We start from the raw sequence: 14,517 nt of genomic DNA on the forward strand, positions 1-14,517 counted from the left end.
GACATGAAAGACAAGCAAACTTTGCAGGCACAGATCGACAATCCCGAATCTGAATCAACACCCGCAGAGGTGGCTGAACAGATACCGTCATTACCCGAAGAAATCAACGGTCCGAAAGGGCCGGAACCCACGCGCTTCGGCGATTGGGAACGCAAGGGACGTTGCGTCGATTTTTGATCCAGCGTTATTTTTAAACTTAACTTTAGGGAACATCATGTCAGCAAACAGACCCCTTTCGCCCCACCTGCAAGTCTATCGCTTGCCTTTGACCGGCCTGGTTTCCATCACCCATCGCATGACCGGCGTGTTTCTGTCGATGGGCCTCGTGCTGTTTGTCTATGTGCTGTTCGCGATTGCCGCTGGCGAGGGCGTTTATGGCGCGATGCAGGATTTCATGAAGTACTGGTTGTTCAAATTAGTCTATTGGGGCTTCATCTATGCGCTGTTTTTTCATCTAGTGCACGGTATTCGCCATTTGATCTGGGATACAGGTAAGACTTTTGACCGCGTTACTTTGGATAAATTTGCCGTCTACGAATTGATTGCGTCCGCATCGCTGACACTGATTACCTTTGTGGTTTCCTAAAAAGAGGGCTGATTATGGATTACAAAGCATTACTGGAAAAAGCCGCCGATTTTTTTTCGGTGCATAGCGGCTCAGGGCATTTTTGGTATCAGCGTGTTACCGCCGTCGCGTTGGTACCGCTGTCGTTTTGGTTGATCGTGTTATTGAACAAGGCACTGAACGCGCCTTATGCGGAAACCGTGGATTGGTTATCTTCGCCGTTTAATACCATGGCGATCATTGCCTGGACGGTGGCGGTGGTCTACCACGCCGCGTTGGGCGTGCAAGTGGTGATCGAGGATTATGTCTCGACGATTCCTGTCAGACATCTGGCGATCCGCGCCACCAATCTGATTTTTTTAGTTCTGGGCATTGCGGCACTGCTCGCGATTATCATTATTTTATTGGCAAGGTAAACCATGGCCTCAGCATATAACATCATTGAACACCAACACGATGTCGTGGTGGTTGGCGCCGGCGGAGCCGGTTTGCGGGCGACTTTCGGCATGGTGGAAAAAGGCCTGAAAACCGCTTGTATCAGCAAGGTGTTTCCGACCCGCAGCCATACCGTCGCCGCGCAAGGCGGAATCAGCGCCGCGCTGGGCAACATGGGCGAAGATGACTGGCGTTTCCACATGTACGATACCGTGAAAGGTTCGGACTGGCTGGGCGATCAGGACGCCATCGAATATATGTGCCGCGAAGCGATTCCGGCCATCATCGAACTGGAACATTACGGGGTACCGTTTTCCCGCACAGCGGACGGTAAGATTTATCAGCGCGCTTTCGGTGGCATGACCACGCACTATGGCAAGGAGTTCGCGCAACGTACTTGCGCGGCGGCCGACGTCACCGGGCACGCGATTCTGCATACCTTGTATCAGCAAGCCCTGAAACACCATGCCGAGTTTTTCGTCGAGTACATCGCGCTGGATTTGATCATGGAAGACGGCGAATGCAAGGGGGTGTTGGCTTGGTGTCTGGACGACGGCTCCATCCATCTATTCCGCGGCCATCAAACCGTACTGGCCACCGGCGGGTACGGCCGTAGCTTTTTCTCCTGCACCTCGGCACACACTGTGACCGGCGACGGCAATGGCATGGCATTGCGGGCCGGTTTGGCCTTGCAAGACATGGAGTTCATCCAATTTCATCCGACCGGCATTTACGGTTCCGGCTGTCTGATCACCGAGGGCGCGCGCGGAGAGGGCGGTTATCTGACCAACTCCGAAGGTGAACATTTCATGGCGCGTTACGCACCGACCGCCAAGGACTTGGCCTCGCGCGACGTAGTCAGCCGGGCGATTACCGTGGAAATCAACGAAGGTCGCGGTATCGGTCCGAAAAAAGATCATGTGCATTTGCATCTGGAACATCTCGATCCGGCCGTGATTCATGAGCGTTTGCCGGGTATCGCCGAAACTTCGCGGATTTTTGCGGGCGTTGACGTTACCAAACAACCGATTCCGGTACTACCGACAGTGCATTACAACATGGGCGGCATTCCCACCAACTACAAAGCCGAGGTAGTGACTTTAAAGGATGGCAACCCGGATTATGTGGTGCCCGGACTGATGGCGATCGGCGAAACCGCCTGCGTTTCGGTGCACGGCGCCAACCGATTGGGTTCTAACTCCTTGCTGGATTTGGTGGTGTTTGGCCGTGCGGCGGCAATCCGTTGCACCGAATTGGTCAAACCGGGCGCCGCGCATAAACCATTGGCGAAAGACGCTTGCGATCACGCGTTGTCGCGTTTCGACAAAATCCGTCACGCCAACGGCAGTCGTTCAACCGCCGAGATTCGTCTGGAGATGCAAACCACGATGCAGGCCAAGGCAGCGGTATTTAGAACCGAATCCACCTTGCAGGAAGGCATTCAACGCATCGGCGAAATCGCCGAGTCGTTCAATGACGTTAAAGTCGGCGATAAGTCACTGATCTGGAATACCGATCTGGTCGAAACCCTGGAACTGGATAATCTGTTGGGTCAGGCGCAAGTGAGCATCACTGCGGCCGGCAATCGCCAGGAAAGCCGTGGTGGCCATGCTCGTGAAGACTTCCCGAAACGCGACGACAAAAACTGGCTGAAGCATACTTTGACTTGGCGGCAGGACAATAAGGTCAAGATCGATTATCGCCCCGTTCACCTGTACACGCTCACCGACGAGGTCGAAGTCGTTGCGCCTAAAGAGAGGGTTTACTAATGGTTGAATTTACACTCCCCAAAAACTCGGTTGTCAAAAAAGGCAAGATATATAAGGCTGCCCAAGGCGCGACTAACATTCGTCTGGTCGAAGTCTATCGCTGGGATCCCGATTCCGGCGAAAACCCGCGCATCGATTCTTACGAGATTGATATGGATAAATGCGGGCCAATGGTGCTGGATGCGATCTTGAAGATCAAGAACGAAATCGACAGTAGCCTAACCTTTCGCCGATCCTGCCGCGAAGGGGTGTGTGGCTCTTGCGCGATGAACATCAACGGTAAAAATACGCTGGCGTGTACCAAGGCGATCGGCGATTACTCAGGGACCATTAAAATCTTCCCGTTGCCGCATATGTCGGTGGTCAAAGATTTGGTGGCGGATATGAGCCACTTTTTCGAGCAATACGCTTCAATCAAACCCTGGTTAACCACTGAATCCGAAGCGCCCGATGCCGAACGCCTGCAAAGCAAGGAAGAGCGTGCCAAACTGGACGGACTGTATGAGTGCGTGCTATGCGCTTGTTGTTCGACCAGCTGTCCAAGCTATTGGTGGAACAGTGATAAATATCTCGGTCCGGCCATTTTGCTGCAAGCTTATCGCTGGCTGGCCGATAGCCGCGATGAAAACGATAAGGAACGCCTGGACGAACTCGACGAGTCGTTCAAATTGTATCGTTGCCACACCATCATGAACTGCACCGACACGTGTCCGAAGGGCCTCAATCCGGCCAAGGCTATCGCCGAAATCAAAAAACTGTTGGTAGAGCGCGATCATCATCTGTGAGTGAAAACATCAATAAACTGCGCTGGCGTTGCCGGCGCGGTACGCTGGAGCTTGATCTGATATTGCTCAGGTATCTGGATAATCGCTATCTGACGGCCGACAGCCGGGAACAACAGACATTTTTAGAACTGCTTGATCTGGAAGACAGCGATTTGATGAGGTATTTGATGGGCGAACAATCTCCAGCCGATGCCGATTTGGCGGATCTTGTCGCATTGATGAGGGCCTTGCCTGCTTAAAGTGTGTAATCTCGATGCCGGCTGCGATAAGAGTACTAAACAGGTGCTGCGCTTTTGTTAGCTGAATAAACTTCAAGTAATCTCGAATAAAATAATCCCCTATTGCCTGTACTGCGGTTGACTAAGATCACAGCACAGTTATCTAAAATTGACTCAAAAACATCTGTCATGAAAAAGAGCGACTTTAATTATCAGTTGCCCGACCAGCTTATTGCCCAATATCCGCTACCGGAAAGGAGCGCCAGTCGTTTATTGCGCTTGGATAAACAGACTGCAACTATTACAGACTGCCAGTTTGCCGATTTTGTCGATATGTTAACCAGTGATGATTTGCTGGTGTTTAACAATACCAAAGTGATGCCGGCGCGCTTGTTCGCGCGTAAGGCGAGCGGCGGTAAAGTCGAGATTTTGATCGAACGCATTGAGGATACACGTCGCGCCTTGGCCCATGTCAAGGCCAGCAAATCACCCAAGGCCGACTCATTGTTGATATTGGAAAATGGTGTGATCTGCCGGGTGCTGGGTAGAGAAGAGGATCTATTCCGGCTGGAATTTGAAGCAGAGGCCGGCTTGTTGGGATTATTGGCTGAAGTAGGGCATATCCCATTGCCGCCTTACATTAGTCGTTCCGATGAGGTCAGCGACCTGGACCGTTATCAAACCGTATTTGCCGATCAGCTTGGTGCGGTGGCGGCACCGACGGCTGGGTTGCATTTCGATCAAGCAACTTTGGAACGCTTGGACAAAAAAGGCGTGCCGCGCAGCTTTGTGACCTTGCATGTCGGCAGCGGCACGTTTCGGCCGGTGCGCGTCGAGAATTTATCGGAGCATGTGATGCATAAAGAATTTTATAGCGTCTCGCAAGCTTGCGTCGACGCCGTAAGCCAAACTCGGGAAAAAGGCGGCCGGGTGGTAGCGATCGGCACCACGGCGGTTAGAGCATTGGAGTCGGCTTCGATTAGCGGTGCATTGCAAGCCGGATTCGGCGATACCAATCTATTCATCACGCCGGGCTATGCGTTCAAATCGGTCGATGCACTGCTAACCAACTTTCATTTGCCGGAATCGACTCTGTTGATGCTGGTGTCGGCATTTGCCGGCTACGACGCGGTAATGAATGCCTACCGTTATGCCATCGAGCAACGCTACCGGTTTTTCAGTTATGGCGACGCGATGATTGTTATCTAACTTTAAGCACTCCTGGGGTAGCCGGGCGGCCGCCCTATGTAAAGCCGAAATTCGTTTCACCGATAGTTATCTACGCAGGCTTGCCGGGCTGGCTTCCTTCAGTCGCATGTAAATTATCCGGTAGAGATATTGCCGGCTTTCACGATGCATAATTCACCGAATAGAGTTTGCGGCGATTCCTGTCTCCAGTGGAATCGCCGCAAGTGGCTCTAGTTATGGCAGTCAATAGACATACTGAAGGTGGTGTCGTTTACTCCGTAGGTGTAGGCCGATGCGGGGCTGGTAGGGCCATCGCATGTTTGACTATTGGTGTTGCCGGTAAAGCTTAGTGTTCCACCTGCACCGCTCGGAACCGTACAGTTTGAGCTTTTGCCCGCACTGTTCCCAGATCCGCAGTTGCCGCTGGGTGTGGAGCAAGTCGTTTGCGACCCACCGGAGGCCGGTGTGGCTTGGAGCGTACCGGCGGTGAAATTATCGCCGGTCAAGCAGACATTCAGCGTTCTGGTGGCAACACAGCTGATAGCCACACTAATACTTTGAGCCGTAGTGCTTGTCGCATAAGTGCCTGTGCCCGAACAACTGCTGCCTGAGCTGGTTGCGCCTGAATAACTCCACGTGGCGGTGCCGGTGGCCGTATTCGATTCGCTACAGGTATAGGATGTGCCGCTACCGTTGCAATTGCTTGCTAAGTCAGAGCTGAAGGTGCCAGTCAAAGGTGTGCCTCCAGTCAGTGTGACAGTTAGTGTATGGAGAGTACCGGCTGCCGCACAGCTTATGGGTAATGTAACCGATTGATTTGTCGAGCTGTCGCTGTAGCTGCTCGATCCTGTGCAAGTATCGGTGCCGGCCAAGCCGCTAAAGCTTAAGCTACCGGCTACACTGTTAGGTACGGTACAGCTGTAAGACGTACCGCTGCCCGTACAACTGGCGGTACCGCTGTTTGGCGTGATCGACAGGGTTCCAGAACTTGGGCTACCACCGCTCAAGGTCACCGACAGGGTATGCGTGGTACTGACAGCGCCGGTTGTCACCGACACCGCTACCTGAGCAATATCGCGTGGACTTGTCGTCGAGTTAGCACCGCGGAGTATGTCGCTATTGTCTACATTTGCCCTATCGACAGGTTCGCTGAGGCCCATTAAACCGCTATTACTGCGGCGCATGCTGTAAGTAACATTGACCGAGCCGGTTGTGGCTGAAACGCCCTCAATTACGCCGGAGGCTAAACCGTTTCCATTTTGATCGGCAATGTCACCCGCACCTACGTCGACTTCATGTGTATTGGGTGGGCACCAGCCTCCATAGGCCGCTTGCGTTGCGGCGTTACATTTGGGGCCGCGATTGGTCACATCCACTTCATAAAATGGAACATGAATTAAGTAGTCTGCGTTTGCCGATTTTTTTGCCTTAATCTCGGTTAGTACAGACGGACTGAGATAATCGACATAAACGGCGCGCGCTGTCAGGGTTTGCTGACCACCAACTGAAACGGATACCGGGTTGGAAGCGGTACGGTTGGCGACGTCCGGTTTGGTCGGTAATGTAAACGATTGGCCGTAAAATTTTGAAATGGTGTTGTCGTCCAGGATCGCATCGACAATACCTTTAACATAGTTGGCATAGGTAGTCTCGGCAGTACTGGTCTGACCCGATACCAGGGCCAATTCACTGAGCGGGAAGGCACTGATTTCGACTCGATGCCAATCCTGATATACTCGCCAAAAGCCATCGATTCTTTTCATCCGGCAGGATTCCAAATACTGATCGCCCGAGGCGCTGGCGAGCGTACCAGAGCTGGAATAGTGTTTGTGCTTGCCGCTACTGAAATCCGATGCGCCCCTGAACGGATCGTAGCAGCGATCGCGGACGTCATCGGTTGAAGCGGTGGGATTGCAGTATTTGTTGTCAGAGCCGTCTACGGTGGAAGCGCCAGGATCATGATGGTCGCCACAGCAGACGCTGCAAAATTCGTCTGGATTGCTAAGACAGTTGCCGTTATTGCCATTGGTAGCGCAACCTTTGTCCTTGTCGACTAAATCACCTGCCTGGTCTTTGTAGCTATTGCCCTCCCATTTTGCATAGGAAGCCGTTCGCGCCTGGCCGGATGTGGTAAATGCGCAGTTACAGGATACGGTTAAAAAATCTTCCTGACGTAGCAATTGGCCTGTCGAGGTGTAGGTGTAGGCGGTAAACTTGACCTGACTACTGCTATCTGCGGTGGGTACCAGCGTTTCCCGTTTGGTGGTGCTGCCTACCCCGACCGCCACGACGTCTTGATCCAGGCTAGGGGAATAATAAACCGTAGGTTTCTCGCCGCTGCCGCCACTATTATGAGACAACGCTGCCAGAGCCGCAGGGCCATTGTTGTTTATTAAACCTTCCAGGGCAAGAGTCTGATCTGCGGCGTCGCCAACATCGCTCCAAGTGACGGTGACGACGACTCTTTTTTGATCGGGGATAGTGCCGCCAGGAACCGGAGTGGTCAGCGTGCCGTTGTTGTAATAATAATCGGTGACCGTCCAGTTTCTGGAAAATGAGATATTACCTATCGATAGGGTTTTTAGAGGCTGTGGAGGGCTATTAGTGTCGAAGCCGGTGGCGCTCAATACCGGGTTGGTTAACCGACCGCCGGTATTGGTGCCAATGCCGGTGAAGTCAACGATCGTGGTATCCGTCGAGTCAACCTTTTGGAAAGCACGCAAATCTTCCAGTTTTTCCTGAGCGATACTCATCGCTATGGATCGGGCATTGGCCGAACTGCTGTTTTTGAAAAACTTGCCTTGCAACTGGATGACCGCGGCGATGCCCACGGCAAATACCAAGCCGGCAACCAATGCTTCGATTAGGCCTACGCCTCGTTGTCGTCTAGCGGATTTCATATGAGTTACCTGAAGTTTGCTGTGGTTGGTATTTATCAAAAGTCGCGCCAACTGCCGGGAATATACGCGGCGGTGTAGCTACTGCCATTTTTTCCGCCAAGGTTACTCAGTAAGTCGGGGTCGTAAACGACTGAATAGCTACCTTGCATCTGATCACCGCCCACGTCGGAAATCAACGAGCCTTGAATCATTGGGCTGCCTCCCAGCTTCATGCCTGGCGTCGGCGGGTTGCCGGTGGTGTTAGCAATAGTGGGATTATCGAAAATATAAACAATCCCATAAATAACGGAAGTCCCACTATTCATAGTCAGGGCTTGGTTATCCAGTACCAGAATTACCGGTTTGGTTGTAGAGCCAATTACCTGACCCGGACCCAACTGACACTCGCCGGTGATCCACCATAGCGGATAAGTATTGCCTGAACTGGCGTTCAAGCCGCTGCAACTGGACACGACATGACCATAACTATCGGCTTCCGCTTTTTTTGTAGTCCAATCGGCTTTGTTGATGCCAAACAGAAACCGGAACAGATCGGTGGGAAAATTGGCATCGTTGGGGAGCAAGTCCGGGTAGCTTTGGCTGTATGAAGTTAGTGTTACGCCGCCCATCTCCGCGTGCGATAGATAAGACGGACCGCATTGGGGATTATTGCCACCAAAATATTGTCTGTGGCAGGTGGCTGCGGAGCCGCTAGTCAGTTCGATGACTTTAGGTGGGTTGCTGGGGGGGCCTGACCAAATTGATACCGGCACGCCTGGCCCAGAACCGTTGGGGTTGCCGACAATATTGAAATTGCCGCCGGTGCCAACCGATCCGCCAACGATCAAGGGAACATCGGGGGTGCTGCCGCCCAGTGCGTTGGCCATGCTGATTTGGCGAATGACGTTTGCCGAGCCGGAGCCGTCGGCACTGGTGCCCGTGCTGGTGAAAGTAAATATCGGAATAGTGCCAAGGCTTGCGCCGCTATTGACGACGGTTACACTAAACTTGGCTTGACCGGCACTGGCGGCAGTGCCATCGGCTCTGAGATCGGTCGCCTGGGCATTGGCCAGAATGGTGGCAAGTGTGTTTGTGGTGGTGGTTGGGCTTGTGCCATCGTAGAGCCGTTTAAACTCGGTAATGAAACGCTCGGTGGAATAATCCAGTCCGGCCTCGGCAATCGCAAACGCCTCCTTGTGGCGTGTTTCGTTGCCGGCCATGCGTTGGTCGAACATGCCGACCTTGGTGGCGAAAATGACCATCAGAGTCGCGGTCACAAGCACTGCAATGGTGACGACCAAGGTAGCCATTCCGCGTTGATACGAGTGTTTTATTAGTGATTTCATAACTTCACCATCCTATTCAGTCGTTTTGATGAAACGCTAAAATTCATCGTTACGGATTTTTACGGTTTCGGTAATGGTTCGACTTACCGTGGTGTCTCTGCGCAAGACGCCGGACAGACTGATCCTAATTTGCCGAACGTTGATGCCGGCCTCGACTACGGTGGTATCGGTGAAAGTGAGACCAGTGATACGTACCAGCGATTCGTCTGTCACGGGTTGCCAGGTGCCGCAACCTGCGGCAACGCTGGTTGAACCGTTGCATTGTTCGATCCGTTCAGTGCCAGCCGTAGTGTTTAGGCGGAAGCCATATAATTCGGTGGTGCCGCCAGTAGCCTCATCGAAGGAGTAGGAGATGGTGTTACCACCACCGCTAATCACCAAGCGTGTTGCTGTAGAGGCGGTGTTGGCCGTACTGGTCGACGAGAACGGGTTGGTTGGAGGCAGAGTTGCGGCATTGGTTGCAGCATTGCGGTTTGCGCCGGCACGGCGAATATCTCGGGTCATCAGGCTCATGGCCGCTCTAAGCTCCTGATTGAGCCGAATGGATTTTAAGTTTTCATTGTCCGATTTTATCATCGACACAAAGATACCCAATACTGCGCCAAGAATGATTAGGCCGATTAAAACCGAAACCAATAATTCAACCAAGGTAAATCCGGTTAGTCTTTGTTGCTTGGTGTTTAAAATAGTTGAAGGTTTCATTATGGGCAGGCTCCGCTGTCGATATAGCTGGTTAGCGTGGAAGCGCTATCCTTACAAATTCTGATTCTGCCGGTTGAGGAGGTGGTGACGCCGAGCGATTTTCCACCGGCTGCAAAAAACCGGATGGTGCCGGAAGTTGCTGTGCCTCTCAGTGATTCGAATGTTCGCGATTTTGCGGTATTAAAGGTAACGGTTATCCCTGTGTAATCGGTGTTGCTAACTACGCTGCCCGCAGCACAGCTATTGGCGGTCGAGCAATCGCAAGTCGTAGCGCCTGCTTTTGTCATGCCATAGCACCAATCGCTATAAGCATTGCTGGCGCTAGCGCAGGCAGCGCCGGTACAGACTGAGCCGGACGATGTAAATACGATGCTTTTGCCCACAGTGATTGCAGCGTTGCTAGTCACCGCTTCCGCTTTTGCGTTTTGCAATGCCGCAACCAAACCTTCTGCCGCGCCTTCCACGCGTTGCTGCCGCATTTGATCTTGGAAAGAAGGGACGGCAAGTCCGGCTAACACGGCGACGATGACAATCACCACCAATAGCTCAATCAGTGTTAATCCATATTGCTGCTTGCGCTTTCTTGCCAGTTCGGTTTTTTCAACCAAATATCTTTTTTGCGTTCGTGAAATATGAGTCATTGTGTCTAAGCTTAGGTATGCTTGTTTTGCCGACCGTCGGTTGTTTGTTGCTACACCGGATAACATTCTTGGCCTCCAGTTTAACGCATTATGGAGAAAGCATCAGTCACACACGTTTTCCTGCTGTATGAGAGTGGTTGCCATACGGTTTCCGTATTCGGAAACAATCCTCATCGTCAATTGCAGTAATGCCGTGGTTGTTTGTATAGGTTTGCTTTTCTCGGGCTAAGTCTCGATAATTTTGGTACGTCTTCGAATATAGTTAGTATAGGTGACTAGCTCACTTTCCTTATACACCCCGCTAAATAAAAGGTATTTGAAATGAAACACAGAGTGAGAGAAAAGATTTTTGGTTTTACGTTGGTTGAGCTGATGATTGTGATAGTGGTGATCGGTATTTTGGCGGCGGTTGGGTATCCTTCTTATAGAGAATATGTTGTTCGCTCTAAACGTTCAGATGGTAAGGCCGCTTTGTTGCAAGCGCAATTGGCCCAGGAAAAATATCGGGCTAATTGTCCACAATACGCCACAACAATTACACCTGGATATCCGATTTCACCGGCTACATTTAGTTGTTCAGATTTAAAAATTAATCTTCCGAACAATTCGCCAAATGGACATTACACCATTGCAATTTCAGGTACGCCAAATAATACAACCTATAAATTTACAGCTACGCCTAGTGACTTTACGGACACGAAGTGCAATGTTTTTGCTGTCAATCAAGATGGTAAAACGACCTCGGCTTCGCAAACGACAGATGCAGATGTGCAGGAATGTTGGGGGAAGTAGAGCTAAGTTGAGCTCATTGTCAAAATGGAGGGGCAACGAGCTTAATAACTCGTCCCCCATATCGCGTTCGTATTGAAGTAGATAAGTAGCAATGTTTTTAATCATAAAAAATATACCGTCCACCATCAATAAGTATGATTTGGAGAAGCTGATTAAACCTTCGCTTGAAGGGCAGTTTTGGCAAAAAAGCGGTTCTCTTAAGTCGGTAAAAATAATAGAAGTGAGTTATGACGAAAAGCCTTTTGAATATCACGGTGTGGCGTTTGTGACACCGGATGACGTGGCGATGCGAGTCATCCATTCATTGAATGGAAAATCAGCCTTTGGGGCGTTGCTTAATGTCCATGAATATGAAGTGAGAAATTGGCAAAATGATAGGCGACAAAGGAATGAGCTTCCCGCAAAAGGCCTGAAAACCGATAAAAGAAAAAGAGATCGTCGAAGATCGGGGATCCGCATAAATTAATGTCATGACGCTCAAATGAGCGCCATCAAGGTTCGCTCATCTTTTCCTATCTGTTGCTGTCTCGGTTGATGCCGGCCGGCCGCATGTCGCAGTACGCATTTTCGGTAATTCAATTTTGAGTAACTACAATCTTGTTGTAGCTTAGTCGCACTTTAATGGGGCACAAAGATCGCCTGCCTACCTGAACACAATCCATCAATGGCATGTTCAGGTAGATTTCAAATATAAATTCGATAAATTTTGGAGGAAAAATTGTGGCAACAATTCTCGCAGTAGACGATTCTGCATCGATGAGACAGATGGTGTCTTTCACATTGAAAGGCGCCGGTTACAACGTGGTGGAAGCGGTTGACGGTTTGGATGCCTTGAACAAAGCCAAGGCGCAGGCTTTCGATTGCATTGTGACCGACGTCAACATGCCTAATAAAGATGGGATTGAGTTGATTAGAGATTTAAGGGCATTGCCCAATTATAAGTTTACGCCCATGTTGATGCTGACGACCGAAGCCGGTATGGATAAAAAACAGCAAGGTAAGGATGCCGGCGCTACGGGCTGGATTGTTAAGCCGTTTAATCCTGATCAGTTGTTGAAAACCATCAAAAAGGTGATGGGTTAGTTTCTGATATTCTCAACGCTACAAAGGATTCGGTAATTCTATGGCTATCGATATGGCGCAATTCCATCAAGTGTTTTTCGAGGAAAGCTTCGAAGGCCTTGATGCAATGGAATCCGGATTGCTCAATCTCGATATGGGCGATGTCAATGTCGATGATATCAATACCATTTTCCGGGCTGCGCATTCGATAAAGGGCGGTAGCGGCACTTTTGGCTTTACGGCGGTTTCCGATTTCACCCATGTGATGGAAACCTTGTTGGACGAGATGCGCGATGGGCGTCGGAAAGTCACGCAACCGGCTGTCAATGTATTATTGGGATCCGTTGATTGTTTGCGGGACATGCTGCAAGCGATACAGACAGACGGCGAAATTGACCGGACTGATGTTGCCGAGCATAAGCAAGCGTTGGATAACGAACTGAATAATCTCGGCGCGGCCGATTTTTCAGAGCAACCAGCAGTTGGCTCCATGGCAAACAATGTTCCTTTATCCGGTGTTGAGCAAGAGATTATTGGCTGGAAAATCGCCTTTAGTCCGCATTTGCATTTACTAAAAACCGGTAACGAGCCGGTCAGGATGTTTAGGGAATTGGCTACTCTTGGTCAATTAAAGACGACGGTCGATTTGCAGGGTGTACCGGATTTTTACGATCTTGATCCGGAAGAATGTCATTTATCCTGGAAGCTGGAGTTGATAGGCAATGCGTCCGTGGCGGAAATCGACGAGATTTTCGATTGGGTCGAAGACGATTGCGATCTAGCTAAACTAGCCATTTATGGGGAGGGGTCATCGGCATTAGCCGTATCGCAACAAGCTTCGCCCGTACCCGCTGTAAATTCGAGCATCGAGCCAGCAAGCTTTGAATTCTCAAAGACTACCGAACCTAAATTGGCAAGTGTTGAAAAAGCCGGCAACAAGGAAGAAGCAAAAACTGCCGCAAAAGGTTCCAGTTCTATTCGGGTCGATACCAGCAAAATCGATACGCTGATCAATATGGTCGGCGAGTTGGTGATAACTCAATCCATGCTGAGTTTACTGGGTGAACATTTTGAGTTGAATAAACTGGATCAGTTGAAAAACGGCCTGTCTCAGTTAGAACGGCATACCCGCGAGCTGCAGGAAAGCGTGATGAATATTCGCATGCTGCCTATCAGTTTTGTGTTTAGCCGCTTTCCTCGGCTTGCACATGACATCAGCAGTAAGTTGGGCAAAAAAATCGAACTTAAATTGGTAGGCGAGCATACCGAAGTCGATAAGACAGTCGTCGAACTGCTCAGCGATCCTTTAGTGCATCTGGTCAGGAATAGTCTCGACCACGGCATCGAAATGCCGGACGTTCGGTTGGCTGCCGGCAAGCCCGAAACCGGTACGGTGACGCTGGAGGCTTATCACCGTGGCGGCAATATCGTCATCGAAGTCAGCGATGACGGTAAAGGTTTAGATAAAGACAAACTGCGGGCCAAAGCCATCGAGAAAGGCTTGATCGATGCAGATGCCATCCTGACCGATAAGCAAACCTACGAACTGATCTTCATGCCGGGATTTTCCACTGCCGAAAAACTCACCGATATTTCCGGTCGCGGCGTCGGCATGGATGTGGTCCGTCGCAATATTCAGGCCTTGGGCGGCAATATTGAAATCCTGTCCGAATTGGGAAAGGGCTCGACGATTTCGATACATTTGCCGCTGACTCTGGCCATACTCGATGGCCAGTCGATTGCCGTCGGCGACGAAATTTATATCTTGCCGCTGGGTTCCATCATCGAATCGTTGCATGTTAAGGAAGATAGGCTCAACCGGGTGGCCGGCAAGGGCGAAACCTTCCTGTTGCGTGGCCAATACCTGCCGATTGTCAGGATGCATGAGATTTTCAATGTCCCCAGCGCCAAAACCACTAAGCTGACCGAAGGTTTGATCGTGGTCGTCGAGGGCCAAGGGTTGCGTTGCGGCTTATTCGTGGATGATTTACTCGGCCAACAACAAGTGGTGATCAAGTCTTTGGAAGCGAATTATCGTCGAATCGAAGGTATATCCGCGGCAACCATTTTAGGAGACGGTTCGGTGGCGCTGATTCTGGATATTCCCGGTTTAGTGCGTTTGGCCAATCAATAAC

General features: G+C 50.8%; 15 protein-coding genes. 11 read left to right on the plus strand and 4 right to left on the minus strand.

The window, feature by feature from the left end; translation table 11 throughout:
* Nucleotides 1–3 precede the first annotated feature (3 nt).
* From QZJ86_RS09905 to queA, 7 genes are all read left to right on the plus strand, one after another.
* Nucleotides 4–177 (plus strand): DUF1674 domain-containing protein, encoded by a 174-nt coding sequence (locus QZJ86_RS09905; protein WP_301938590.1) that lies wholly within the window; start codon nt 4–6, stop codon nt 175–177.
* Between the two features lie 37 nt (nt 178–214).
* Nucleotides 215–586 (plus strand): succinate dehydrogenase, cytochrome b556 subunit, encoded by a 372-nt coding sequence (gene sdhC / locus QZJ86_RS09910; RefSeq protein ID WP_301938592.1) that lies wholly within the window; start codon nt 215–217, stop codon nt 584–586.
* A gap of 14 nt (nt 587–600) precedes the next feature.
* Nucleotides 601–981, plus strand: a complete 381-nt coding sequence (gene sdhD / locus QZJ86_RS09915; RefSeq protein ID WP_301938596.1) for a succinate dehydrogenase, hydrophobic membrane anchor protein — start codon at nt 601–603, stop codon at nt 979–981.
* Between the two features lie 3 nt (nt 982–984).
* The gene (gene sdhA, locus QZJ86_RS09920; RefSeq protein ID WP_301938597.1) at nt 985–2,769 is read left to right on the plus strand and encodes a succinate dehydrogenase flavoprotein subunit; all 1,785 of its coding nucleotides are present in this window, start codon (nt 985–987) and stop codon (nt 2,767–2,769) included.
* Complete coding sequence (locus tag QZJ86_RS09925; protein WP_301938599.1) at nt 2,769–3,554, plus strand: succinate dehydrogenase iron-sulfur subunit; 786 nt, start codon at nt 2,769–2,771, stop codon at nt 3,552–3,554. Before sdhA ends, QZJ86_RS09925 begins: the two co-directional genes overlap by 1 nt.
* Nucleotides 3,551–3,793: an FAD assembly factor SdhE gene (locus tag QZJ86_RS09930; RefSeq protein WP_301938601.1), complete on the plus strand. Its 243-nt coding sequence runs from the start codon at nt 3,551–3,553 to the stop codon at nt 3,791–3,793. The genes QZJ86_RS09925 and QZJ86_RS09930 overlap by 4 nt, the downstream gene beginning before the upstream one ends.
* A 168-nt stretch (nt 3,794–3,961) precedes the next feature.
* On the plus strand, nt 3,962–4,981 hold the full coding sequence (gene queA / locus QZJ86_RS09935) for a tRNA preQ1(34) S-adenosylmethionine ribosyltransferase-isomerase QueA (protein ID WP_301938604.1): 1,020 nt from the start codon (nt 3,962–3,964) through the stop codon (nt 4,979–4,981).
* 209 nt (nt 4,982–5,190) lie between these two features.
* Here the strand turns inward: queA and QZJ86_RS09940 are convergent, their stop codons facing one another.
* From QZJ86_RS09940 to QZJ86_RS09955, 4 genes are read right to left on the minus strand one after another with little or no spacing between them, the layout of a single operon-like run.
* A complete protein-coding gene (locus QZJ86_RS09940; protein ID WP_301938606.1) occupies nt 5,191–7,860 on the minus strand; it encodes a PilV family protein in 2,670 nt (889 codons plus the stop codon).
* A gap of 35 nt (nt 7,861–7,895) precedes the next feature.
* A complete protein-coding gene (locus tag QZJ86_RS09945; RefSeq protein ID WP_301938607.1) occupies nt 7,896–9,185 on the minus strand; it encodes a pilus assembly PilX family protein in 1,290 nt (429 codons plus the stop codon).
* 36 nt (nt 9,186–9,221) lie between these two features.
* Nucleotides 9,222–9,887: a PilW family protein gene (locus QZJ86_RS09950; RefSeq protein WP_301938608.1), complete on the minus strand. Its 666-nt coding sequence runs from the start codon at nt 9,885–9,887 to the stop codon at nt 9,222–9,224.
* Nucleotides 9,887–10,594, minus strand: coding sequence for a GspH/FimT family pseudopilin (locus tag QZJ86_RS09955; RefSeq protein ID WP_301938609.1), 708 nt, complete (start codon nt 10,592–10,594; stop codon nt 9,887–9,889). The genes QZJ86_RS09950 and QZJ86_RS09955 overlap by 1 nt, the downstream gene beginning before the upstream one ends.
* Before the next feature lie 255 nt (nt 10,595–10,849).
* Between QZJ86_RS09955 and QZJ86_RS09960 the strand changes: the two genes are divergently transcribed.
* From QZJ86_RS09960 to QZJ86_RS09975, 4 genes are all read left to right on the plus strand, one after another.
* Nucleotides 10,850–11,320, plus strand: coding sequence for a type IV pilin protein (locus QZJ86_RS09960; protein ID WP_301938610.1), 471 nt, complete (start codon nt 10,850–10,852; stop codon nt 11,318–11,320).
* Nucleotides 11,321–11,411: 91 nt separating this feature from the next.
* Nucleotides 11,412–11,786: an RNA recognition motif domain-containing protein gene (locus QZJ86_RS09965; RefSeq protein WP_301938611.1), complete on the plus strand. Its 375-nt coding sequence runs from the start codon at nt 11,412–11,414 to the stop codon at nt 11,784–11,786.
* Between the two features lie 254 nt (nt 11,787–12,040).
* Nucleotides 12,041–12,403, plus strand: a complete 363-nt coding sequence (locus tag QZJ86_RS09970; protein ID WP_301938612.1) for a response regulator — start codon at nt 12,041–12,043, stop codon at nt 12,401–12,403.
* 40 nt (nt 12,404–12,443) lie between these two features.
* The gene (locus tag QZJ86_RS09975; protein ID WP_301938613.1) at nt 12,444–14,516 is read left to right on the plus strand and encodes a chemotaxis protein CheA; all 2,073 of its coding nucleotides are present in this window, start codon (nt 12,444–12,446) and stop codon (nt 14,514–14,516) included.
* Nucleotide 14,517 lies beyond the last annotated feature (1 nt).

This window comes from Methylomonas montana, assembly GCF_030490285.1.
Taxonomy (GTDB): Bacteria; Pseudomonadota; Gammaproteobacteria; order Methylococcales; family Methylomonadaceae; genus Methylomonas; species Methylomonas montana.

What these genes read in the sequence shown, in the direction of transcription:
- QZJ86_RS09950 (WP_301938608.1), bottom strand. Translation starts at nt 9,887, where the DNA reads ATGAAACCTTCAACTATTTTAAACACCAAGCAACAAAGACTAACCGGA.
- QZJ86_RS09905 (WP_301938590.1), top strand. Translation starts at nt 4, where the DNA reads ATGAAAGACAAGCAAACTTTGCAGGCACAGATCGACAATCCCGAATCT.
- QZJ86_RS09965 (WP_301938611.1), top strand. Translation starts at nt 11,412, where the DNA reads ATGTTTTTAATCATAAAAAATATACCGTCCACCATCAATAAGTATGAT.
- QZJ86_RS09940 (WP_301938606.1), bottom strand. Translation starts at nt 7,860, where the DNA reads ATGAAATCCGCTAGACGACAACGAGGCGTAGGCCTAATCGAAGCATTG.
- QZJ86_RS09955 (WP_301938609.1), bottom strand. Translation starts at nt 10,594, where the DNA reads ATGTTATCCGGTGTAGCAACAAACAACCGACGGTCGGCAAAACAAGCA.
- sdhC (WP_301938592.1), top strand. Translation starts at nt 215, where the DNA reads ATGTCAGCAAACAGACCCCTTTCGCCCCACCTGCAAGTCTATCGCTTG.
- queA (WP_301938604.1), top strand. Translation starts at nt 3,962, where the DNA reads ATGAAAAAGAGCGACTTTAATTATCAGTTGCCCGACCAGCTTATTGCC.
- QZJ86_RS09975 (WP_301938613.1), top strand. Translation starts at nt 12,444, where the DNA reads ATGGCTATCGATATGGCGCAATTCCATCAAGTGTTTTTCGAGGAAAGC.
- sdhD (WP_301938596.1), top strand. Translation starts at nt 601, where the DNA reads ATGGATTACAAAGCATTACTGGAAAAAGCCGCCGATTTTTTTTCGGTG.
- QZJ86_RS09925 (WP_301938599.1), top strand. Translation starts at nt 2,769, where the DNA reads ATGGTTGAATTTACACTCCCCAAAAACTCGGTTGTCAAAAAAGGCAAG.
- QZJ86_RS09945 (WP_301938607.1), bottom strand. Translation starts at nt 9,185, where the DNA reads ATGAAATCACTAATAAAACACTCGTATCAACGCGGAATGGCTACCTTG.
- QZJ86_RS09960 (WP_301938610.1), top strand. Translation starts at nt 10,850, where the DNA reads ATGAAACACAGAGTGAGAGAAAAGATTTTTGGTTTTACGTTGGTTGAG.
- sdhA (WP_301938597.1), top strand. Translation starts at nt 985, where the DNA reads ATGGCCTCAGCATATAACATCATTGAACACCAACACGATGTCGTGGTG.